This is a genomic window from Kitasatospora sp. NPDC054768, assembly GCF_053612025.1.
In genome coordinates this window covers 15,346-37,595 of the sequence record NZ_JBSHBN010000030.1, presented here as the reverse complement: position 1 = coordinate 37,595, position 22,250 = coordinate 15,346, and the positions used below count along the sequence as shown (strand labels likewise).

At 73.7% G+C, this 22,250-nt stretch carries 20 protein-coding genes; 3 read left to right on the top strand and 17 right to left on the bottom strand.

Going from position 1 to position 22,250, the window contains the following annotated elements; all coding sequences use genetic code 11:
* Window positions 1-68 precede the first annotated feature (68 nt).
* Complete coding sequence (locus ACWGKU_RS12255; protein WP_452179765.1) at window positions 69-761, top strand: bifunctional DNA primase/polymerase; 693 nt, start codon at window positions 69-71, stop codon at window positions 759-761.
* 200 nt (window positions 762-961) lie between these two features.
* Here ACWGKU_RS12255 and ftsY read toward each other — a convergent pair whose 3' ends face one another.
* The 5 genes from ftsY to ACWGKU_RS12230 all read right to left on the bottom strand — a co-directional run bounded on the left by ftsY (window position 962) and on the right by ACWGKU_RS12230 (window position 8,464).
* Window positions 962-2,215: a signal recognition particle-docking protein FtsY gene (gene ftsY / locus ACWGKU_RS12250; protein ID WP_452179764.1), complete on the bottom strand. Its 1,254-nt coding sequence runs from the start codon at window positions 2,213-2,215 to the stop codon at window positions 962-964.
* 47 nt (window positions 2,216-2,262) lie between these two features.
* Window positions 2,263-5,889 carry a chromosome segregation protein SMC gene (smc, locus tag ACWGKU_RS12245; protein WP_452179763.1) on the bottom strand — a complete coding sequence of 1,209 codons (3,627 nt, stop codon included), beginning with the start codon at window positions 5,887-5,889 and terminating at the stop codon, window positions 2,263-2,265.
* Window positions 5,890-6,044: 155 nt separating this feature from the next.
* Window positions 6,045-6,248 (bottom strand): hypothetical protein, encoded by a 204-nt coding sequence (locus ACWGKU_RS12240; protein WP_045702518.1) that lies wholly within the window; start codon window positions 6,246-6,248, stop codon window positions 6,045-6,047.
* Between the two features lie 424 nt (window positions 6,249-6,672).
* Window positions 6,673-6,972 carry an acylphosphatase gene (locus tag ACWGKU_RS12235; protein ID WP_359900575.1) on the bottom strand — a complete coding sequence of 100 codons (300 nt, stop codon included), beginning with the start codon at window positions 6,970-6,972 and terminating at the stop codon, window positions 6,673-6,675.
* Between the two features lie 148 nt (window positions 6,973-7,120).
* Window positions 7,121-8,464, bottom strand: a complete 1,344-nt coding sequence (locus ACWGKU_RS12230) for a hypothetical protein (protein ID WP_452179762.1) — start codon at window positions 8,462-8,464, stop codon at window positions 7,121-7,123.
* 320 nt (window positions 8,465-8,784) lie between these two features.
* Between ACWGKU_RS12230 and ACWGKU_RS12225 the strand changes: the two genes are divergently transcribed.
* Window positions 8,785-9,705 (top strand): hypothetical protein, encoded by a 921-nt coding sequence (locus tag ACWGKU_RS12225; RefSeq protein WP_452179761.1) that lies wholly within the window; start codon window positions 8,785-8,787, stop codon window positions 9,703-9,705.
* A 9-nt stretch (window positions 9,706-9,714) separates the two neighbouring features.
* Here ACWGKU_RS12225 and mutM read toward each other — a convergent pair whose 3' ends face one another.
* The 10 genes from mutM to ACWGKU_RS12175 all read right to left on the bottom strand — a co-directional run bounded on the left by mutM (window position 9,715) and on the right by ACWGKU_RS12175 (window position 19,598).
* Complete coding sequence (mutM, locus tag ACWGKU_RS12220) at window positions 9,715-10,593, bottom strand: bifunctional DNA-formamidopyrimidine glycosylase/DNA-(apurinic or apyrimidinic site) lyase (protein ID WP_401053822.1); 879 nt, start codon at window positions 10,591-10,593, stop codon at window positions 9,715-9,717.
* A 54-nt stretch (window positions 10,594-10,647) separates the two neighbouring features.
* A complete protein-coding gene (rnc, locus tag ACWGKU_RS12215; protein ID WP_452179760.1) occupies window positions 10,648-11,439 on the bottom strand; it encodes a ribonuclease III in 792 nt (263 codons plus the stop codon).
* Window positions 11,440-11,459: 20 nt separating this feature from the next.
* On the bottom strand, window positions 11,460-11,633 hold the full coding sequence (gene rpmF, locus ACWGKU_RS12210) for a 50S ribosomal protein L32 (protein WP_030056747.1): 174 nt from the start codon (window positions 11,631-11,633) through the stop codon (window positions 11,460-11,462).
* Between the two features lie 2 nt (window positions 11,634-11,635).
* Complete coding sequence (locus tag ACWGKU_RS12205) at window positions 11,636-12,280, bottom strand: YceD family protein (protein ID WP_401053820.1); 645 nt, start codon at window positions 12,278-12,280, stop codon at window positions 11,636-11,638.
* 173 nt (window positions 12,281-12,453) lie between these two features.
* Window positions 12,454-13,668, bottom strand: a complete 1,215-nt coding sequence (locus ACWGKU_RS12200) for an ATP synthase F0 subunit B (protein WP_452179759.1) — start codon at window positions 13,666-13,668, stop codon at window positions 12,454-12,456.
* A gap of 186 nt (window positions 13,669-13,854) precedes the next feature.
* Entirely contained in the window at window positions 13,855-14,346 is a 492-nt protein-coding gene (gene coaD, locus ACWGKU_RS12195) for a pantetheine-phosphate adenylyltransferase (RefSeq protein WP_452179758.1), read from the bottom strand.
* A gap of 49 nt (window positions 14,347-14,395) precedes the next feature.
* Entirely contained in the window at window positions 14,396-14,980 is a 585-nt protein-coding gene (gene rsmD / locus ACWGKU_RS12190) for a 16S rRNA (guanine(966)-N(2))-methyltransferase RsmD (protein WP_387693655.1), read from the bottom strand.
* Window positions 14,981-15,070: 90 nt separating this feature from the next.
* Window positions 15,071-15,604: a hypothetical protein gene (locus ACWGKU_RS12185; RefSeq protein ID WP_359900557.1), complete on the bottom strand. Its 534-nt coding sequence runs from the start codon at window positions 15,602-15,604 to the stop codon at window positions 15,071-15,073.
* A 103-nt stretch (window positions 15,605-15,707) separates the two neighbouring features.
* Window positions 15,708-17,927 (bottom strand): ATP-dependent DNA helicase RecG, encoded by a 2,220-nt coding sequence (recG, locus tag ACWGKU_RS12180; RefSeq protein WP_452179757.1) that lies wholly within the window; start codon window positions 17,925-17,927, stop codon window positions 15,708-15,710.
* A 39-nt stretch (window positions 17,928-17,966) separates the two neighbouring features.
* Complete coding sequence (locus tag ACWGKU_RS12175) at window positions 17,967-19,598, bottom strand: DAK2 domain-containing protein (RefSeq protein WP_452179756.1); 1,632 nt, start codon at window positions 19,596-19,598, stop codon at window positions 17,967-17,969.
* Between the two features lie 282 nt (window positions 19,599-19,880).
* Between ACWGKU_RS12175 and rpmB the strand changes: the two genes are divergently transcribed.
* Complete coding sequence (rpmB, locus tag ACWGKU_RS12170; RefSeq protein ID WP_014138233.1) at window positions 19,881-20,066, top strand: 50S ribosomal protein L28; 186 nt, start codon at window positions 19,881-19,883, stop codon at window positions 20,064-20,066.
* Window positions 20,067-20,220: 154 nt separating this feature from the next.
* Here rpmB and thiD read toward each other — a convergent pair whose 3' ends face one another.
* Window positions 20,221-21,081 carry a bifunctional hydroxymethylpyrimidine kinase/phosphomethylpyrimidine kinase gene (thiD, locus tag ACWGKU_RS12165; protein ID WP_380543448.1) on the bottom strand — a complete coding sequence of 287 codons (861 nt, stop codon included), beginning with the start codon at window positions 21,079-21,081 and terminating at the stop codon, window positions 20,221-20,223.
* Between the two features lie 24 nt (window positions 21,082-21,105).
* On the bottom strand, window positions 21,106-22,131 hold the full coding sequence (locus tag ACWGKU_RS12160; RefSeq protein WP_401056421.1) for an ATP-dependent 6-phosphofructokinase: 1,026 nt from the start codon (window positions 22,129-22,131) through the stop codon (window positions 21,106-21,108).
* Window positions 22,132-22,250: the final 119 nt, after the last annotated feature.

Sequence of the window (22,250 nt, the reverse complement as noted above, 5' to 3'; positions counted from 1 at the left end):
CAGAGCTGACAATCGACACACAGTCACCGTCCCGTAACCATCGGCAACGACAACCTGTTGGGGGAGGCATGGACAACCTGTTCGGCGAACTTCGACTGGGGCACCTGCGGCTGGCACCGCTGGGCGCGCGCCGCCGCACCAAGGTCACCGCGTCCCAGGCCGCCGCGGAGTACACCGGCCGCTGGGGCTGGGCGGTCGCCACCGGCGACCCGGTCACCGGTGCCCCGGTCACCGGCGCCACCGCCCCGACCCGCTGTCCCTGCGGCTCCCCCCGCTGCGCCGCGCCCGGCCCGCACCCCGTGCCCGGCCGCGGCGGCCGGGCCCGCGGCGGCCGCGCCGAGGGCTCGGTGCTGTTCCCCACCGGCCGCGCCTTCGACGTCCTGGACGTCCCCGAGCAGGCCGGGCTCCAGGCCCTGGTCCGGCTGGAGCGGATGGGGACCCAGGTGGGCCCGGTGCTCGCCGTCCCCACCGGCCGGCTCCAGTTCCTGGTCGCCGCCGGCACCGCCCGGCGCCTGCCCGACCTGCTGTACCGGATGGGCTGGGACGACGCCGCGCTCGACCTGGTCTGCCACGGCGAGGGCGGCTACGTCGCCGCCCCGCCCACCGTCCTCGGTTCCCTCGGCCCGGTCCGCTGGCTGCGCCGCCCCACCCGCGACAACGCGGGCTGCCCGCCCGAGGCCCGGCTGCTGCTCGGCACCCTCGCCTACGCCTGCCACCGCAGCCGCGAGCGCACCGCCGAGCCGGCCTGGATGGCCTCCTGACCCGAGCGGCCACCGCCGGGCCGCCGCGCCGGGGCCCGCTCCCCGGGCAGCCGTCCGAGCGGCCACCGCCGGGGCCACCGCGCCGGAACCGGCGCCCCGCCCGGATCCGGGCACGCGAAAGGGCCCGCCCCCCGAGAGGGGAGCGGGCCCTTCCTGCGCTCTTCGTACGCCCTTCGCGCCTTTGCGGCGCGCGCGGGGCGTCAGTCGCCGATCAGCGCGTCCACGAACGCCCCCGGCTCGAACGGAGCCAGGTCGTCCGCGCCCTCGCCCAGGCCGATCAGCTTGACCGGCACGCCCAGCTCGCGCTGGACGGCGACCACGATGCCGCCCTTGGCCGTGCCGTCCAGCTTGGTCAGCACGATGCCGGTGATGTCGACCACCTCGGCGAACACCCGGGCCTGGATCAGGCCGTTCTGGCCGGTGGTGGCGTCCAGCACCAGCAGCACCTCGTCCACCGGGCCGTGCTTCTCGACGACCCGCTTGACCTTGCCCAGCTCGTCCATCAGGCCGGTCTTGGTGTGCAGCCGGCCGGCGGTGTCGATCAGCACGGTGTCCACGCCCTCGGCGATGCCCTCCTTGACCGCGTCGAAGGCGATCGAGGCCGGGTCCCCACCCTCCGGGCCGCGCACGGTGCGCGCCCCGACCCGCTCGCCCCAGGTCTGGAGCTGGTCGGCGGCGGCGGCACGGAAGGTGTCGGCGGCGCCGAGCACCACGGTGCGGCCGTCGGCGACCAGGACGCGGGCCAGCTTGCCGGTGGTGGTGGTCTTGCCGACGCCGTTGACGCCGACCACCAGGACCACCGCGGGGCCCTCCTCGTGCCTGGTCGAGCGGACGGTGCGGTCGGCGTCCTTGCCGACCAGCTCGACCAGCTCCTCGCGCAGCAGCGCGCGCAGCTCGTCGGGGGTACGGGTGCCGAGCACCTTCACCCGGGTGCGCAGCCGCTCGACCAGCTCCTGGGTGGGGGCGACGCCGACGTCGGCGGTGAGCAGCGTGTCCTCGATCTCCTCCCAGGTGTCCTCGTCCAGGTGCTCCCGGGAGAGCAGCGAGAGCAGTCCCTTGCCGAGCGAGTTCTGCGAGCGGGACAGCCGCGAGCGCAGCCGGACCAGCCGGCCGGCGGTGGGCTCGGGAACCTCGACGGCGGGCGCCGCCTCGGCCTCGGCGGGCACGACCTCGGGGGCCTCGACGGCCTCGACGGCCTCGACGGCCTCGGGGGCCTCCGGCGCGCCGGCCTCCGCCGGGAGTTCCACCTCCTCGATGGTGCGGCGGGGCGCCTCGGTCGGCGGCGCGGACTCCTCGCCGACCTGGGGCTCCTGCGGGGTCGGCTTCGGCGCCGTGATGACCGGCGCCTGCGACTTCGGGGGCAGCTGCTGGCGTCGTCTGCCGGAAACGACGAGGCCGGCGATCGCGCCGACGGCGACCACGGCGATGACTACGGCAAGGATCACGTATTCCATAACTGCTCCAGTATCCGCGACCGGAGCCCGGATGGACCGCAGCCGCCCTACACCGACGCGGTTCGTCCGGCTCGCGGCCGGCGCTCCCGGTGCTCTTCGCGCAGCCGCTGGCTGATCACCTGCGAGATGCCGTCGCCCTTCATGGTCACGCCGTAGAGGGCGTCGGCCGACTCCATGGTGAGCTTCTGGTGGGTGATCACGATCAGCTGGGAGCTCTCCCGCAGCTCCTCCATGATCCCGATCAGCCGGCGCAGGTTGGTCTCGTCCAGCGCCGCCTCCACCTCGTCCATCACGTAGAACGGGCTGGGCCGGGCCTTGAAGATCGCCACCAGCAGCGCCACCGCGGTCAGCGAGCGCTCGCCGCCGGACAGCAGCGACAGCCGCTTGACCTTCTTTCCCGGCGGGCGGGCCTCCACCTCGACCCCGGTGGTGAGCATGTTGTCCGGGTCGCTCAGCACCAGCCGGCCCTCCCCGCCGGGGAAGAGCCGGGCGAAGACGCCCTCGAACTGGGCGGCGGTGTCGTGGTAGGCCGAGGTGAACAGCTGCTCGACCCGCTGGTCCACGTCCCGGACGATGTCCAGCAGGTCGCGCCGGCTGCGCTTGAGGTCGTCCAGTTGCTCGCCGAGGAACCGGTGCCGCTCCTCCAGCGCGGTGAACTCCTCCAGCGCCAGCGGGTTGACCTTGCCGAGCTGAAGGTAGGCCTTCTCGGCCGCCCGCAGCCGCTTCTCCTGCTCGGCCCGGACGTACGGGTACGGCTCCCCCGGCTCCTTCCCCTCCTCGGCGGCGACACTGGCGGCGACATCGGCGGACGGCGCCGCGGGCGAGGGCGGGACGGGCTGGTCGGGCCCGTACGAGGCGAGCAGTTCGCCGCCGTCGATGCCGAACTCCTCCAGCGCGCGGGCCTCCAGCTGCTCGATCCGCAGCCGCTTCTCGGCCCGCAGCACCTCGTCCCGGTGCCCGGCGTCGACCAGCTTGTCCAGCTCCTCCTTGAGCCCGCGGCCGTGCTCGCGGTGCTCGCGCAGCTCGTGCTCGCGCTCGGCCCGCGCCTGTTCGACGGCCACCCGCCCGGCGTCCGCCCGGGCCAGCGACACCTCCAGGCAGGCCAGCAGCTGCCGGGCGCCCGCCGCGACGGCGTTCGCCACCGAGGCGTCGTGCTCGGCGCGCCGGCGGCGCTCGGCGGCCCGGGCGCGCGCCTCGCGTTCGGCGTGGGCGGCGCGGTCCAGCTGGTCGGCCCGGCCGGCCAGGGCGCGGACCCGTTCCTCGTGGGTGCGCACCGCGAGCCGGGCCTCCAGCTCGGCCTGCCGGGCGGCGCTCGCGGCCTCGGCCAGGCGCTGCTGTTCGGCGGTGTCCGGCTCGTCCTGGCCCGCCCGGGCCGAATCCTCGGCGGCGGCCAGGCGCTGTGCCAGTTCCTCGGCGCCGTCGAGCAGTTCGGTCAGCCCCTGCTCGGCCCGCGCGGCGGCGGCCGACAGCCGCTCGGCCTCCCCGGCGGCGGCGCGGGCCTGCCCGCCGAGCCGGCCGAGTGCCCCGGCGACCTGGGCCCGTTCCTTCTCTGCCTGCCGCCTCCGCTCGGCCAGTTGCTCCACCTCGGCGGCCGACTCCCGCCGCCGTTCGGCGAGTTCGGCCAGCCGCTCGGCCGACTCGGCGCAGCGCTCGGTGAGTTCCCCGATCGCCCGGGCCGCCTCGTCCACCGCCGCCTGGGTCTCCAGCAGGCTCGGCGCACCGCCGGACCCGCCCTGGGCGAAGCCGGCGCCGAGCCGGTCCCCGTCCGCGGTGACGGCGCAGACTCCGGGCTGCGCGGCGGTCAGCCGCAGCGCCTGATCCAGGTCCTCGACCACCGCCACCCCGGCCAGCAGCCGCCGGACCGCACCGAGCAACTCCTCGGGCCCGTCCACCAGTTCGGCCGCCCAGCGGGCTCCGTCCGGCAACTCCCCCGCCGCCTGCGCCACCTCGGCGGCGCCGGCGATCAGCAGCGCGGCCCGGCCGGCGTCCTCGGCCCGCAGCAGCCGCAGCGCCCCGGCGGCGGCGGACGGCGAGTCGACGGCCACCGCGTCGGCCACCGGGCCGAGCGCCGCGGCCAGCGGCACCTCGTACCCCGCCTCGATCCGCAGCAGCGCGGCCGCCGGGCCGAGCACCCCGCCCAGCCGCTCCCCCGCCTCCAGCAGCGCGCCGGTGCCGTCCTTGCGGCGCAGCCCGAGGGAGAGCGCCTCGTGCCGCGCGGTCAGGGCGGCCCGCTCGCGCTCGGCGGCGCCGGCCGTCTCCCGGGCCGCGGCCAGCCCCTCCTCCACGGCGGCCAGCCGCTCGCGCGCCCGCCGGTACCCGGCCTCGGCCTGCTCGTCGTCCCCGGTCGCGCCGTCCACCTGCTGCCGGAGTTCGTCCAGCTCGGCCCGGGCGGACTCGGCGCGCAGCAGCGCCTCGTCCCTGGCCTCGGCGAGCCGGCCGATCTCGGCCTGCGCCGCGGCGGCCCTGGAGCGGGCGGCGGCGGCCTGCCCCTGCAGCCGGGCCAGGCCTTCCCGGCGGTCGGCGATGGCCCGGGCGGCGTCGCGCAGCCGGCGCTCCTCGTCGGCCAGCTCCCGCTCCAGCCCGTCCTTGCGCTCGACCGCCTCGGCCAGCGCGTACCGGGCCTCCTCCAGCGCCCCGGTCAGCGCGGCCTCCTCCTCGCGGACCCGCCCGGCCTCCTGTTCCAGGTCCTCGGGGTCGCGCCCGCGCCGCTCCTCGCCCCGGTCCCCGGCGACGGCGTGCCGGGCGCGGGCCTCGGCCAGCCCGATGGTGCCGCGGGTGCGCTCGGCGAGCGCGGAGAGCCGGTACCAGGTCTGCCGGGCGGTCTCCAGGCCGGGTCCGAGCCGCTGGACCTGCGCCTCCAGGACGCTCTCGCGCTGCACCGCGCGGGCCAGTTCCTGCTCGACGGTGGTGCGGCGCAGGCGCAGCGCCAGTTCGTCCGCGATCTCGGCCTCGACGGCCCGGCGGAGCGTGCACAGGTCGTCGGCGAGCAGCCGCAGCCGGGCGTCGCGCAGGTCGGCCTGGATGCCGGCGGCCCGGCGGGCGATCCGGGCCTGCCGGCCGAGCGGCCCGAGCTGGCGGCGCAGTTCGGCGACCAGGTCCTGGACCCGGTTGAGGTTGGCCTGCATCGCGTCCAGCTTCCGCAGCGCCTTCTCCTTGCGCTTGCGGTGCTTGAGGACGCCGGCCGCCTCCTCGATGAAGGCGCGCCGCCCCATCGGGTCGGCGTGCAGCACGGAGTCCAGTTGCCCCTGCCCGACGATGACGTGCATCTCGCGGCCGATACCGGAGTCGGAGAGCAGTTCCTGGATGTCCAGCAGGCGGCAGGTCTCGCCGTTGAGCGCGTACTCGCTGCCGCCGTTGCGGAACATGGTCCGGGTGATGGTCACTTCGGCGTAGTCGATCGGCAGGGCGCCGTCGCCGTTGTCGATGGTGAGGCTGACCTCGGCGCGGCCGAGCGGGGCGCGCCCGCTGGTCCCGGCGAAGATGACGTCCTCCATCTTGCCGCCGCGCAGCGACTTGACCCCCTGCTCGCCCATCACCCAGGACAGCGCGTCCACCACGTTCGACTTGCCGGAGCCGTTCGGGCCGACGACGCAGGTGATGCCGGGCTCGAAGCGCAGGGTGGTACTGGAGGCGAAGGACTTGAACCCGCGCAGCGTCAGGCTCTTCAGGTGCACGCGGCCGGTCTCCTCGATCACTCAGGACAGGAACCGACTTTATCCGGCGCCGGACACGACGAAGGGACGCCACATCCGGGCGTCCCTTGCAAGCTGCGTCCCTTTCGGGGCGGCTCAGTGCACAGCGGCGTCGATCTGCGAGGACCGGGCGGGACTCAGGTGAGAGCCGGCTCCCGCTGATCCAGATCGATGCTGTTGAGCAGCGAGTGCTCGTCAGCGACAGCGGTCAGAGCGTCGTTCTCAGCCTGCATCCGAAGGAGCTCGGCTTCAAGGTCCTGGACGCGCTGCTGAAGCCGTCGCATCTCGGAGAGCATTCGCGGGTCGGGGCCGCCGACGTACCCGAGAAGCGCCTTTGCCATGATGAATGGTCCTCCACGCTGAGTGACCGAACCGGAACGGTCCAGGTCTAGGGGGAAGGGGGACGCACGCGCGGCGCGTCACCGGAAGTGCTGGCTGGGCACTACGGCACAACCACCGTGAGCTGGGCTCACGGGGGCATGCGCCTGCCGGGAGAACGCGGTCGTGTGCGCGGGCTTCCAGCGTCTCACCAAAGACGGAAAGGGTCAACACGATCACCGCACGCTACCGCGCCCCTGTCACCTGCCCGGCGGTGTCGTCACGCCTGGGGGGTCTCGGGACGGGTCCACCATGTGCTCGTGGATCATCGTTCGATGCGGAGTCAACCACGAGTCTGCCCGGATGGCAACCTCGTGACACCGCCGGTTCCGGATCTTTTCCCGGAACGCCGCACCCCGGTTCGCCGGAGCTCCGGCCCGGGGCGGCTCAGCGGATCTCGAAACCCTCGTAACCGGGGCCGACGGCCGTCCAGATCTCGGTGACCCCGCTGACGTTCCCCGGGGTCCCCGGGCCGCGCAGCCGGGCCAGCAGTTGCTCGCAGTCGGCCGCGAGTCCCTCGGCCACCACCTGCACCCGGCCGTCGCCGAGGTTGCCGGCGTAGCCGGTCAGGCCGATCTCCAGCGCCCGTGCCCTGGTCCACCAGCGGAACCCGACCTGCTGGACCTTCCCCCGGACCCAGGCGGTCACCCGGACCGGTTCCTCACTGTGGGCGTCGCGACCGTGCATGCCCCTGACCTTAGGACACGCCCCGGCGGCCCGCGCGCCCGGCCACCGCCCGGCCGACCCGCCCCGCGCACGCCGGCCGGGACGAGGACGTCAGCGGCCCCGCCGGTGCTCCGGCGGGGCCGCTGACGTGGACGGTCGGTGCTGCGGGTTACCAGTCCCCGCCGCCGAAGTCGCCGCCGCCGCCGAAGTCGCCACCGCCGCCGAAATCGCCGCCGCCGAAGTCGGCCGGGTTGAAGTCGGCGCCGGTGTAGTCGCCGCCCTCGTACTGGTCCTGGTAGCCGCCGCCCGTCATCGGCGCCGCCGCGTAGGCCGGGGAGCTCATCATCGAGCCGAGCATGGTGCCGACCAGCAGGCCGGGCAGCAGGCCGCCGCCGAAGCCGCTGTAGTAGCCGCCCGCGTACGGGGCGTACGCCGGGCCGGCGTTCCAGTACGGCTGCGGGCCCTGGTCGGTGTCGACGGTGCGGATCGCCGGGTCGAGGCCGGCCGCCACGCGGTCCGCGTCGGCCTGGCAGACCGGCACGGAGCGGGGGGAGCCGCCGGCCGGGGCCCAGTCCACGTCCTTGACGGACGGGCCGTGCCGCGGGTCCATGAAGCACGGGGGACGGCGCTCGGGCAGCGGCCGCCTGTCCCGCCGGGCGGCCAGGGTGGCCAGCGAGAAGCGGCCGTCCTCGATCGCCTCGGTGACCTGCTTGACGTCCTCGGGCTTCTTCGCCTCGTCCATCAGCCGCTTGGACTTCTCGTACGAGTCCAGGGCGTGGCTGTAGTCGGTGCGCTGGACGTCGTCGGCGTCGGCCGCGGCCGGGCTGAAGTCGAGCCGCTCCAGTTCGACGCCGAAGGCGGTGATGTCCTCGTCCACGACCCGGCGCAGCTGCTCCAGCTCGGCCCGGGCCTGCTCCTCCTTGCGCTTCTTGGCGCGGCGGAACAGCAGGAAGACGCCGGTGCCGGCGAGCGCGACCAGCACGAGCGGGATGACCACCCAGGCGATCGAGGTGCTGTGGTTGACCCCGGTGCCCTTGGTCTGCGGGGCGGCCTGGTCGACGAAGGAGTTCAGGGTGGCGTCGATGTCGCCGCCGTTCGACCGGAAGGCCGCCCCGGCGATGCGCTGCGGCTGGCCCGCGCCCATCGCGCCGCGGTCGCCGCCGGCGTCGAACTTGTCGCCGTGCCAGACCGCGTAGACGCCGTCGATGCCCACCAGGGTGCGGAGGTCCTGGAGGTTGCTCTTCGCGTAGGCCGGAGAGTCGGGGATCACCGCGATGAAGATCGGCTTGTCGGCCTTGTCGATCTTCTTGGTCAGGGCGTCGGCCCGGTCCTGGCCGAAGCGGCTCGTCATGGCCGGGTCGACGTAGACCCGGCCCTTCTTCAGGGAGGCCGCGGCGTCGCTCAGTCCGCCGGCCGCCGAGGCCGCGGGCGCCAGCAGGAGCAGCAGCCCGAGCAGCGCCGCCACCAGGGCAAGCGGCCCGGCGCCCCGGGAACGTCGTGCAAGGGTTCTCATGCCCCCGACGCTACCGTGACCGGCCCCGGAGCACGCCATACCCTTCGCATACTGGTACTGACAAGGCTCCCCGCCGTCCGCCGGGGCCGCTCCCCTCCTCGGGGATGATGTTTCCCCAGGCCGTCCCCGAGACAGGGCCCGCGCGGGAACCGGCTGCGGCCCCCGGACGTACGTTCCGGCAGGCCCGGCCCGGTTCCGGGGTACTCCGGGGGGCGTGCCGACCGTACCGTGCGAACGGGCATAGTGGTCCCGAACCACCGGCCCCATTGCCCTTTCTTTACTCAGCCAATCCTTGACTCGACTCCCGATCGGAGCACTCGGTGATCATCGGCCTCGTCACCGCCGTGGCGGCATCCGCCTGCTACGGCACCGGCTCGGTCCTCCAGGCCGTCGGATCCCGCCGCTCCGCCCGGGAGGAGGCCGCCAAGGGCGCCACCACCTCGACCACCGAGCACGGCGGCCCGAGCCTGTCCTCGACCGCGAAGGCCGCCGTCACCTGGGAGTTCATCCTCGGCACGGTGCTCGACCTGATCGGTTTCGGGCTCGGCGCGCTGGCCGCCCGGCTGCTGCCGCTGTTCCTCTCCCAGACCATCATCAGCGCCAACCTGGTGATCACCGCGGTGCTCAGCATCAAGCTGCTGGGCATCCGGCTCAAGCAGCTGGAGTGGGCCTCGATCGCCGTTCTCTGCTCCGCGCTGGTGCTGCTGGCCGTCTCGGCCGGACCGGAGGGCGGCCACCACGTGGCGATGTCCTTCCACTGGTGGCTGCTGATCATCACCACCGTGCTGCTGGTCGGCGGCAGCCTGCTGGTGCGGCGGATGGGCGCCAACGGCGCGATCGTCGCCGGCCTGCTCTCCGGCCTCGGCTTCGGCGCCCTGGGCGTCGGGGTGCGCATCCTCAACGGCATCGAGCCGTTCGACATCGGTTCGCTGCTCTCCGACCCGGCGCTGTACGCGGTCCTGGTCGGCGGCATCGGCGGGATGTACATCCACACCGTGGCGCTCCAGATCGGCTCGGTCAACGGCGCGACCGCCGCGCTGGTGGTCGGCGAGACGGTGCTGCCCGGCGCGGTCGGCGTGCTCTGGCTCGGCGACTCCTCCAAGGCCGGCCTGGGCTGGCTCGGCGTGATCGGCTTCCTGCTCGCGGTGGTCGCCGCGGTCGGGGTGGCCTACTTCGGCCAGGACACCCACGGCACGCCCGGGGAGCCGGCCGCCGAGGAGCCCGAGCTCACCCGCAAGTAGCGCGGGGCCTCAGCCCCCGCTGCGGGTGCGCGGCACGCGCTGGCAGCGGGGGCAGAAGTAGCTGGAGCGGTTCATCCAGGCCGCCCGCCGGATCGGGGTGCCGCAGCGGCGGCAGGGCTCCTGCTCGCGGCCGTAGGCGTCGAGGTCCCGGGAGAAGTAGCCGCTCTCGCCGTTCACGTTGACGTAGAGGCTGTCGAAGCTGGTGCCGCCGACGGCGAGCGCCGCGGTCATCACGTCCCGGGCGTCGGCCAGCAGCAGCAGGGCCTGCGGGCGGGTGAGCGTCGCGGTCGGGCGGTCGTAGTGCAGCCTGGAGCGCCACAGCGCCTCGTCGGCGTAGATGTTGCCGACGCCGCTGATCAGGGTCTGGTCGAGCAGGGCGCGCTTGACGGTGGTCCGCTTGGCGCGCAGCGCGGCCGCGAAGGCGGCGTCGTCGAAGCGCGGGTCGAGCGGGTCGCGGGCGATGTGCGCGATCGAGACCGGGGTGCCCTCGGGGTCCCCGTCCTCGGCCTCCTCGACCGCCAGGCCGCCGAAGGTCCGCTGGTCGACGAAGCGCAGTTCGCGCCCGCCGTCGGCGAAGCGCAGCCGCACCCGCAGGTGCGTCTCGTCGGGTACGGACGGGTCCTGGACGAGGAGTTGGCCGCTCATCCCGAGGTGGCCGATCAGCGAGAATCCCGCCCCGGTGCCGGCCAGCGGCACCCACAGGTACTTGCCGCGCCGCTGCGCGGTGCCGAGGGTGGTGCCGGTCAGCCGGGCGGTGAAGTCGGCCGCGCCGGCCGGCTGGCGGCGCACCGCGCGCGGGTGCAGCACCTCGACGTCGGCGACGGTCCGCCCGGCGACCCAGTTGGCCAGACCACGGCGGACGACCTCGACCTCGGGAAGTTCGGGCACGGGAAGACGCCTCCTGCTCGGTACGGTTCGGCAGGAGTGAAGGCTACTCGGAGGTCACGCCCCGGCGGGCAGCCGGTCGGCGTACTTGTCCTTGATCGCGCGCCAGGCGCTCTCGGCGGCCTTCTGCTCGGCTTCCTTCTTCGAGCGGCCGACGCCGCTGCCGAAGTCCTCGCCGGCCACCCGGGCCGCCGCGGTGAAGGTCTTCTCGTGGTCCGGACCGGATTCCATGACCACGTACTCGGGCACTCCGATGCCCACCGAGGCGGTGAGCTCCTGGAGACTGGTCTTCCAGTCCAGGCCGGCGCCCAGCTGGGAGGACTCCTCGATCAGCGGGTCGAACAGTCGGTGGACGAACTCGGTGGCCGCGTCCAGGCCCTGGTCCAGGTAGACGGCGCCGATCACGGCCTCGACGGTGTCGGCGAGGATCGACGACTTGTCGCGGCCGCCGGTGCCCTCCTCGCCCTTGCCGAGGCGGATGAACGTGCCGAGCTCCAGGCCGCGGCCGACGTCCGCGAGCGCGCGGGAGTTGACCACCGCGGCGCGCAGTTTGGCGAGCGTGCCCTCCGGGACGTCCGGGTGGACGCGGTAGAGGGTGTCGGTCACCACGAGGCCCAGCACCGAGTCGCCGAGGAACTCCAGGCGCTCGTTGGTGGGCAGCCCGCCGTTCTCGTACGCGTACGAGCGGTGGGTCAGGGCACGTACCAGAAGGGCGCGCTCGAGCGTGTACCCGAGGCGCCCTTCCAGGACGTCGTATTCGGTCGAAGCCGGCCCGCCGGCCTTGCCGCCGCCCGAAGAGGAACCCTTCGGGGTGGTGGACGCCTTGCGGGTGGAGTTACCGTCCGACATCGATCCGTACACCCCGCCGATCAGACCGAGAGGACCTGGCGACGGTTGTACGTGCCGCAGCTCGGGCACGCGATGTGGCCCAGCTTCGGCTCGTGGCAGCGGTCGCACGCCACGAGGGCCGGGACAACGGCCTTCCAGTTGGACCGACGGTGGCGCGTGTTGCTGCGCGACATCTTCCGCTTCGGAACAGCCACGGCTACTTCTCCTGGTTCTCGGCGAGACCCTCACGGGTGTCGCTGTTCTTAGATCCGTCACCCTCGTCGCCGGGGGCGGCGGAGAGTCCCTGCAGAGCCGCCCACCGGGGGTCGACGGCATCGTGGTGGTGCGCCGGGTCGTCGCTCAGGCGCGCTCCGCACTCGGAGCACAGGCCCAGGCAGTCTTCCTGGCACACCGGCTGCAGCGGCAGTGCGAGCACCACCGCGTCACGCAGCACCGGCCGGAGGTCGAAGAAGTCGCCCTCCAGACGGTAAGTCTCTTCTTCCGAGTCCTCGTCGAGGTCCTCGGCCCCGGCGGTCCGGGCGCGGTGGCGCTCGTCGGACTCCGGGTAGTAGTACAGCTCCTGGAAGTCCACGTCGATGTCGAACTCGACGGGCTCCAGGCACCGGACGCACTCGCCCTCGACCCGGGTCTCGGCGGTGCCGGTGACCAGCACGCCCTCGACCACGGACTCCAGGCGGATCTCCAGCTCGATCGGGCTCTTCTCCGGCACGCCGATCACGTCGATGATCCCGAAGCCCTCCGGGGCCTCCAGGGTCCGGCTCACCTTGCGCATCGAGCCCGGACGCCGACCGAGCTCGTGCGTGTCGAACACGAGGGGGTCGCGGTGGTCGAGGCGGTTCAAGGTGTCCTGACTTCCATAGGAATCAACGAGGGAGTCCCCATACAGGTCGGCTTTGCGAGGGCAAGCCAACGGCCGGACATGGGGAGGCCGGAGTGGTCAGACTACCGGAGTCTCCCGTCAGGCCCAACTTCGGTCCCGTCGGGAGACTCCGCCGCGGCCGTGCCGGGGCCGGTTCAGCGGCCTCCGAGCTCCCGCAGCCTGGTCATGTCGATCATGCTGGTGTCGAAGAAGCTGGTCTCGTCCAGACCCTGCCCCTGCGCCTGGCCCTGGCCCTGCTGCTGGCCCTGACCCTGGCCCTGGCCCTGCTGCTGGTGCGGCACGGCCGGCGGGGTGGCCGGCGGCTGGGGGTAGGCGTAGCCGTCGTACGACTGCGCGGCGTAGCCCTGCTGCTGCTGGGGATATCCGTAGCCACCCTGCTGCTGGTCCGGGTAGCCCTGCTGCTGGTAGCCGTCCTGCTGCCCGCCCCACTGGGCGTTGTACGGGTCGCCCTGGCCGGCCGGGTCGTAGCCGCCGCCGTACACCTCGGCGTACTGCCCGCCGGGCTGCTGGGCGGCCGCGTACTGGTCGGTGCCGGGGGCCTGCCAGCCGGCCGCGGCCGGGGTCTGCTCCGGCCAGGTCTGCTGCTGCGGGACGTCCTCGCGGTACCAGGCGATGTCCCCGCCGTCGGGGTCGTGGGCGAAGCCCGCCGCCACCGCCTCGGCCCGCTCCTTGGCCTCCTGGGCCTGGTCGGCGGCGGCCAGGTAGGCGCCCAGCTCGTCGATGGGCCGCTTGCCGAGCAGCTTGTCCCGGCCCTTGCCGACCGCCTCCAGGGTGGCGCCGAGCACGTTCTCCAGGGTGGCGAGCTTCACATCGACGTACTCGTCCACCTCGGGGCTCGGGCTGATCCGCTGCGGGCGGAACTCCTCGCCGTCGCCCTCGCCCTCGGACTCGGTCTCGAAGACGCTGGAGTCGCCGCGCAGCTTGGTGCGGCCGCGGCCGACCGCGCCGAGCGTCTTGGTCAGCACGACCTCGAAGTTGGCGAGCTTGCTGTCCACGTAGTCGTCGGCCTCGGCCCGCTTGGCGTCGACCTCGGCGCGCGCCTCGGCGAGGATCCGCTCGGCCTGGGCCTGGGCCTGGCGGACCACCTCGGTGTCCGAGATCAGCGAGCCGCGCTCGGCGTGCGCGCCCTGGATGATCCGCTCGGCCTCGGCCTGGGCACCCGCCACCACCTGCTCGTGGTCGGCCATCACCGACTGGGCCTGGGCGAGTTCGGCGGGCAGGGCCGACCTGAGGTTGTTGAGCAGGCCGATCAGCTCGGCCCGGTTCACCACGCAGGAGGCCGACATCGGCATCGAGCGGGCGTTCTCGACCGCCGCCACGATCTCGTCGACCTTGTTCTGCACGTCCACGGGGCTTCGTCTTTCCGTGTGCCGCCGACGGTCCGGCGGAGGCAGGCCCGACGCGGTGAACCTCACCGCGGGGCAGGAGTACAGACTGTACGGCCCCTGCCGGGCGGGGTCACAACGCCTGCGCCGAACCGGTCTGCCGCCCACGGGACAATCCATGACGAACCGGCAGAAGCGGACAGGCGGCGCCTACTGCTCGGCCTTGCGCTCCGCGATCCGCTCCACCAGTTGGCGGTGCACCGTCTCCGGCAGCAGGTGCGAGACGTCGCCGCCGTACGAGGCGACCTCCTTGACCAGCGTCGAGGAGAGGAAGCTGTACGTCGGCGAGGTCGGCACGAACAGCGTCTCCACCCCGGTCAGGCCGTGGTTCATCTGGGCCATCTGGAGCTCGTAGTCGAAGTCGCTGACCGCGCGCAGGCCCTTGATGATCGCGGGGATGTTGCGCTCCCGGCAGAAGTCCACCAGCAGGCCGTGGTGCGACTCGACCACCAGGTTCCCGAAGCCGGAGGTGACCTCCTCGATCAGGCCGATCCGCTCCTCGACGGTGAACATGCCCTGCTTGTTCCGGTTGATCAGGACCGCGACATGCACCACGTCGTACAGCTTCGAGGCCCGCCCGATGATGTCGAGGTGGCCGTTGGTGATCGGGTCGAACGACCCAGGACAGACGGCTCGGCGCATGGCGTGTGTGCTCCCTCGTGGGGTGACGGCTGCTGCGGGCCGCGGCCCGCTACTTCTGCTCACCGGCCGCGGCGGCGGCGCGACCGTACCAGAGCGTGCCCTCGCCGTAGCGGCGGGAGCGCAGTTCCTCGAAACCCCCGGGCCAGTCGAACCCACCGCCGCGGGTGCTGCGCTCCACGGTGACGAGTGCGTCGTCCGCGAGCCAGCCCCCGGCCAGGAGTGTGATCAGCATCTCGCGGACCTCCTCGTCCGTCACCACGTACGGCGGGTCGAGGAAGACCAGGTCGTACGGGCTCTGCGGGGGCGGTCCGGCGATCACCTTCTCCGCCCTGGCGGCCCGCACCTCGGCCCCGGGCAGGCCGATCGTCCGGACGTTCTCCCGGATCACCCGGGCCGCCTGGCCGTCCGCCTCGACCAGCAGGACGTGCTCGGCGCCGCGCGACAGCGCCTCCAGTCCGACCGCGCCCGATCCGCCGAACAGGTCCAGCATCCGGATCCCCTGCAGGGTGCCGCGCAGCGCCTCCAGGGTGGAGAACATCGCCTCGCGGGCCTTGTCGGAGGTCGGGCGGGTGCCCCGGCCGGGCGGTACGGCCAGTCGGCGGCCGCCGGCCGCCCCGGCGATCACGCGGGTCATGGTGGTGGGAGGTCCTTTCGTCGCTGCCCGACCACGCTATACGGCGCAGGCCCCGCCGGGCTTACCGGCGGGGCCTGCGGGGAGTACGGGTCAGCTCGCCTCGGAGCCCGCCGCCTGGGGCGGCAGGGCCGCGCCGAGCAGGGCCGGCGAGGCGTAGCGGGACCAGGACAGGCAGCCGTCGGGCGGGCAGAACTCGGGGCGGCGCGGGTCGTGCCCGAGCTCGCGCAGCTTGGTCCGGACGGAGTCGGGCGTGCGGCCGAACCGGGCGGCGATCCGGGCGATGGTCTCGCCGTCGTGGAAGCGCCGGACCAGTTCCTCCTCGTGCTGCGGCACCCAGGGGGCGCCGTGGCCGGGGTACAGCTCGCGCAGCACGTCGCGGTCGGGGATGGGCTCGGAGACGTCGGCGACGATCGCCAGCGCCCGCAGCGCGCGGTTGAGTGCGATCCGCAGCGAGGCGACGTCCTCGACCGGCAGGCGGAGCTTGCCCGAGGCGAGCGGTGCGGCGGCCGCCCCCTCGCGCCAGCCGGTCAGGGTGAGGGTGACCTCGCGGTCGTCGTCGCTGGCGAGTTCGATCCGGAAGACCTTGTCGCCCAGCGGGAGCTCGTTGAGATGACGGAATGCCATGGCATGACCCCCAAGTGTCGTGCCAGGTACGCACCTTGGAGGTGCGTCCTGAACAACTCCATTCTCTCCCGGGGGTCTGACAATCCGACCCTCGAAGGGCCGCTCAGCCCTTCTCCATGTAGGCCGCGCGGTCCTCGTCGAGCAGGCTCTCCAGCGCGGTGCGCAGCTCCGGGTGGGCGGCCAGGTCCGGGTCCTCGGCGACCAGCCGGGTGGCCTCGGTGCGGGCGGTGAGGATGACCTCCTCGTCCTCCAGCACCGAGAGCACCTTGAGCGAGGACTTCACCCCGGACTGGGCCTGGCCCAGCACGTCGCCCTCGCGGCGCTGTTCGAGGTCGATCCTGGACAGCTCGAAGCCGTCCAGGGTGCCCGCCACCGCGTCCAGCCGGGCCCGCGCGGCGCTGCCCCCGGGCATGTCGCTGACCAGCAGGCACAGGCCCGCCGCGCTGCCGCGGCCGACCCGGCCGCGCAGCTGGTGGAGCTGGGAGACGCCGAAGCGGTCGGCGTCCATGATGACCATCGCGGTGGAGTTGGGGACGTTGACGCCGACCTCGATCACCGTGGTGGCGACCAGCACGTCCACCTCGCCGGCCGTGAACCGGCGCATCACCTCGTCCTTGGCCTCGGGCGCGAGCCGGCCGTGCAGGATCTCCACCCGCAGGCCGCTCAACGGGCCCTTCGCCAGCTTCTCGGCCGTCTCCACCACCGAGAGCGGGGGCCGCCGTTCGTCGCTCGCCGCGCCCTCGTCGCCGACCTCCTCGAAGTCCTCCACGGCGGCCTTGCGGCGCTTCTTCCCCGGGCCCGCCGCCGGCTCCTCGTCCCCGATCCGGGGGCAGACCACGTACGCCTGGTGGCCCTTGGCGACCTCCTCGCGGACCCGCTCCCAGGCCCGGGTGAGGAAGTTGGGCTTCTCCAGCGCCGGGACGACATGGGTGGAGATCGGCGAGCGGCCGGCCGGCAGCTGGTCCAGGACGGAGGTCTCCAGGTCCCCGAAGACCGTCATCGCGACGGTGCGCGGGATCGGGGTGGCCGTCATCACCAGCAGGTGCGGCGGCTGATCGCCCTTGGCACGCAGCGCGTCCCGCTGCTCGACGCCGAAGCGGTGCTGCTCGTCCACCACGACCAGGCCGAGGTCCTGGAACTGCACCTTGTCCTCGATCAGCGCGTGGGTGCCGATGGCGATCCCGGCGTCCCCGCAGGCCATGTCGAGCAGCGCCTGCCGGCGGGCGGGGACGCCCATCGAGCCGGTCAGCAGCACCACCCGGGTGCCGAGGTCGGAGCCGCCGAGCATGCCGCCCTCGGCGAGGTCCCCCATCATCTCGACGATCGAGCGGTGGTGCTGCTGGGCGAGCACCTCGGTGGGCGCCAGCAGCACCGCCTGGCCGCCCGCGTCCACCACGGCGAGCATGGCGCGCAGCGCGACCAGGGTCTTCCCGGACCCGACCTCGCCCTGGAGCAGCCGGTGCATCGGGTGGTCGGTGGCGAGGTCGGCGGCGATCTCGGCGCAGACGGACCGCTGGCCCTCGGTGAGGGTGAACGGCAACCGGGCGTCGAAGGCGTCCAGCAGGCCGCCCTCGCGCGCCCGGCGCGGCTTGGCGGGCAGGGCGGAGTCGGCGGCCCGGCGCTGCGCGAGGGCGACCTGGAGCACGAAGGCCTCGTCCCAGCGCAGCCGGCTCTGGGCGCGCTCGCGGTCGGCGTGGCCGCGCGGGCGGTGGATCAGTTCCAGCGCCTCGGGCAGCGGGATCAGGTCGTGCCGCTCGCGCAGTTCGGCGGGCAGCGGCTCGCCGACGTCGCCGAGGTGCTTGGTGAGCGCGGTCTCGATGCAGATCGACAGCTTCCAGCTGGGCATCTGCGCGCTGGCGCCGTACACCGGGATGAGCCGGCCGGCGAACTGCCGCGCGGCGTCCGACCCCGTGTCCTCGTCGAGCAGCTGGTAGTCCGGCGAGACCAGCTGGCGGGTCCGGTTGAAGACCCCGACCTTTCCGGCGAACAGGCCCTGGGCACCGGCCTTGAGCTCCTTCTGCCGCCAGCCCTGGTTGAAGAAGACCAGCGAGAGCCGGCTGCGGCCGTCGGTGACCACGACCTCCAGCCGGTCGCCCTTGCGGCCGCGGAACGGGATCAGGGTGACCTTCTCGATCCGGGCCAGCACCGTGACGTGCTCGTCGACCTCCAGCTCGTCCAGGCTGGTGAGCTGGCCGCGTTCGACGTAGCGGCGCGGGTAGTGGTGCAGCAGGTCCCCGACCGTGCGCAGCTTGAGACTGTCGGCGAGCACCTTCGCGGTGCGGTCGCCGACGAGCTTGGTCAGTGGTTCATCGAGAGCGCCCATCAGGCCCCTGTTTACACCAAGGGGCGGACAGAACGGCGGCTACTCCACCCCGATGAGCAGCGGCGCCGGTTCCTGCCCGCCGTGGAAGACCACCGCGTCCACCTCGGGCCGGCGGTGCCGCACGTGGGCGACCAGCCGCTCGGCGAGCGCCTCCTCGGTGCCCTCGCCGAGGATCAGGGTGACGAGTTCGCCGCCCGCCCCGAGCATCCGGTCCAGCACGCTCTCGCCGACCTCGGCCAGCCCGGCGCCGATCACCGCGACGTCGCCGTCGATCAGCCCGAGCACGTCCCCGGCCTGGCAGACCCCGGCCATCGTCCAGGACTCCCCCTCGGCGACGGCCAGTTCCGCGTACCGGGTGGCCCCGGCGGCGGAGGTCATGGCGACCACGTCCTCGTCGAAGCGGCGGCCGCCCTCGTGCACCGCGAGCGCCGCCAGTCCCTGCACCGGCGAGCGGGTGGGCAGGACGGCGATCCGCACCCCCTCCTCGCGCAGCTGGTCGGCGGCGGCGCCGGCGGCGGCCCGCAGCTCCGGGTCGTTCAGCAGCAGGACGACCTCGCGGGCGGCCGAGCGGCGCACCGCGGCGGCGAGTTCGGCGCTGGCCGGCGGGCGGTCCGGGTCGGCGTGCAGGACGACGGCGCCGGCCTGTTCGCAGAGCTCGGCCAGGCCCTCGCCGGAGACCACCGAGAGCACCGCCCGGGCCCGCTTCTCGCGCTCGCCGGGCTCGGCGACGGTGCCGGAGCGGGCGGCGGCCTCGGCGAAGTGGGTGATCCGGATCTGGTGCGGGCGCCCGGCCCCGACGCCGGCCTCCACGGCGGCGCCCGCGTCGTCCACGTGGACGTGCACGTTCCACAGGCCGTCGCCGCCGCCGACCACCAGCGAGTCGCCGAGCTCGCCGAGCCGCTCGCGCAGCGCGGGCAGCGCCTCGTCGGGGGCGTCCAGCAGGTAGATGACCTCGAAGGCGGGGTGGCCGGGGCCGGGCGGCCGCAGGTGCGTCTCGCAGCTCTCGACGGCCCGGACGTCCCCGCGCAGCGCGACCGGCCCCATCGGCTGCTGCCCGGCGACGGCGTCGGCGAGCGCGCCGAGGACGGCCACCAGGCCGCGCCCGCCGGCGTCCACGACCCCGTTCTCGGCCAGCACGGCGAGTTGCTCGGGGGTGTGCCGCAGTGCGTCCCGGGCGGCCCGGTGGGCGGTGTCGGCGACCTGCGCCAGCCCGTCCCCGGCCCGGACCGCCTCCCGGGCGGCGACCCGGGCGACGGTCAGCAGCGTCCCCTCGACGGGCTCCGCGACGGCCTGGTACGCGGAGTCGGCGGCCCGTTGCAGGGCGGCGCGCAGCTGGTCGGCGCCGCCGCCCTCGGCGAGCGTCTCGGCGGTCCCGCGCAGCCACTGGGCGAGGATCACCCCGGAGTTCCCGCGGGCGCCGACCAGCGCGCCGCGGGCCATCGCCCGGACCGTGTCCGCCAGCCCGGGGGCCGTCCCGACGGCGGGGTCGGCGAAGCGGCTCTCCACCTCGGCGGCGGCGGACTCGACGGTCAGATAGAGGTTGGTGCCGGTGTCGCCGTCCGGGACGGGGTAGACGTTGAGCGCGTCGATCTCCTCGCGGGCCTGGCCGAGCGCCCGCAGGGCGAGCTGGCACCAGGTGCGCACGGCCGGGGCGTCGAGCGTGTGCAGCACCAGGTCTCCTCCGGATGGGACGCCGCGGTGGCCCGAGGGGCGGCGGCGAGGGGTGATACCGGCAGGTTATCGGGGGTCGGGCGGGGCCGTCCGGGCCGACGACCGGAGCGATCACTCGGCCGGTCATGGTAGTTTCGTGGGACGGAAGCAAGCGTTGTATGCTCTTCCGGTTGCCTGGAACCGTCCAGGCTCACCCCCTCGTCCAGTCTGGTCCACGCGAGTGTTCTGGTGGTCGAGCGGGGTTTTCGAAAGTATCTGATCTGAAGTCTTGGAGTGACTCCTGTGGCTGCCAACTGCGACGTCTGCGGCAAGGGGCCGGGCTTCGGCAACAGCATCTCCCACTCTCACCGCCGTACCCCCCGTCGTTGGAACCCCAACATCCAGACGGTGCGCGCTGTGATTGGGCGGACGCCGAAGCGGCTCAACGTCTGCACCTCGTGCATCAAGGCCGGTAAGGTCTCGCGCTGACGCGCAGACCGGCAAGCCGGTCCTCCAGTGAAGCCGGTTCATCCTCGGATGAACCGGCTTCACTGTTTCCGTGGCCGGCTCTGCCGTTTTCCGGACCCACCGACAGTGGGCGGACTCCTCCCAGGAGCCCGCCCACTGTCGTCTTCCGGGGTCCTCAGCGCCAGCGCCAGGCGTGGTCGACCGGGCCGATGCCGGCGCCCAGGGCGAAGCCCCCGGCGATCGCGCCGGTGATGTACTCCTTGGCCGAGGCCACCGCCCGCGGCAGCGGCTCGCCCTTGGCCAGTCCGGCCGCGATCGCGCTGGCCAGGGTGCAGCCGGTGCCGTGGGTGTGCCGGTTGTCGTAGCGGGGCGCCCGGAACCAGTGCACCTCGTCCGGTCCGCCGTACAGCAGGTCGGCGGCCTCGCCCGGCAGGTGGCCGCCCTTGACCAGCGCCCAGCGCGGCCCGAGGTCGACCAGCGCCCTGGCGGCGTCCAGCATCTGCGACTCGTCCTCGACGGTCAGCCCGGTGAGCTGGGTCACCTCGTGCAGGTTGGGGGTGGCCAGGGTGGCGACCGGCAGCAGCTTCTCGCGGACGGTGGCGACGGCCTCGGCGACCAGCAGCGCGTCCCCGTGCTTGGAGACCCCGACCGGGTCGACCACCACCGGGGCGTCCACCCCGGCCAGCAGCTCGGCGACGGTCTCGACGAGTTCGACCGAGGCGAGCATGCCGGTCTTCACGGCCTGCACCCCGATGTCGTCCACCACGCTGCGGAACTGCGCCCGGACGGCTTCCGCGGGCAGCTCCCAGTAGCCCTGGACGCCGAGCGAGTTCTGCGCGGTGACGGCGGTGATCACGCTCATGCCGTGGACGCCGAGGGCGAGCATCGCCTTGAGGTCGGCCTGGATTCCGGCGCCGCCGCCGGAGTCGGAGCCGGCGACGGTGAGCACCCGGGGAGGCGCGAGGCGGGCGGTGGCGTCGGAGGGGCCGTGCGAAGCGCTTCGGCCGGGGGCGGGGGTGGGAGACGGGAGGGCCATGGGCCCCAACCTACCGGCGCGCTCTCAGAGCACCGCCTCGGACTCCGCCCAGCGGTCCTTCGGCACCGTCTTCAGCCTGGTCACCGCGTCGCCGATCGGCAGCAGTTCGATGCCGGTCCGGCGCAGCGCGGTGAAGTGTCCGAACGCCCCCCGCTGGACGGCCTCCACCGCGTGCCAGCCGAACCGGGTGGCGAGCACCCGGTCCCGGGCGGTCGGGGTGCCGCCGCGCTGGACGTGGCCGAGGATGACCGGGCGGGCCTCCTTGCCGAGCAGGTTCTCCAGCTCGTGGGCGAGCCGGTTGCCGATCCCGCCGAAGGTCCGGTGGCCGTACTGGTCGACCTCGCCGTGGTCGAAGCGCATGGTGCCGGGCAGCGGGGAGGCGCCCTCGGCGACGGCGATGATGGCGAACTTCTTGCCGCGCGCGAAGCGGTCCTCGATTATCCGGGCCACCGCCTCGATGTCGAAGGGCTTCTCCGGGATCAGGATGCCGTGCGCACCGCCCGCCATGCCCGCGGTGAGGGTGATCCAGCCGGTGTGCCGGCCCATCAACTCGACCACCATGACGCGCTGGTGGGACTCGGCGGTGGTCTTCAGCCGGTCGATCGCCTCGGTCGCGACGTGCACGGCGGTGTCGAAGCCGAAGGTCACGTCGGTGGCGTCGATGTCGTTGTCGATGGTCTTCGGCACCCCGACCACGGGCAGTCCGGCGTCGCTGAACAGCTTGGCGGCGGTCAGCGTGCCCTCCCCGCCGATCGCGATCAGCGCGTCGATGCCGATCTCCCGGGCCAGCGTCTTGGCGTTCTCCACCGCCCAGGCGATCCGGTCCCGCCGCACCCGGGCCGAGCCCAGGATGGTGCCGCCGAGGGTGAGCAGGCCGGTGACGTCGTCGTGCGAGACCGTCCTGGTGCGGCCCTCGATCAGTCCGAGGAAGCCGTCCAGGATGCCGACGATCTCGTGCCCGTGGACGTCGGTGCCCCGGTGCACCACCGAGCGGATCACCGCGTTGAGGCCGGGGCAGTCGCCGCCGCTGGTCAGTACACCGATGCGCATGTCTGGTGTGCTCCCGCTCGCAGTGGGTCGGGCCACCCGCGCCGGGCGGGTGGGCTGGGGTGTCGCAAGCCTACGCACAACGCACCCTCGACACCCGTTCCCAGCGCACCGGAGCGTCA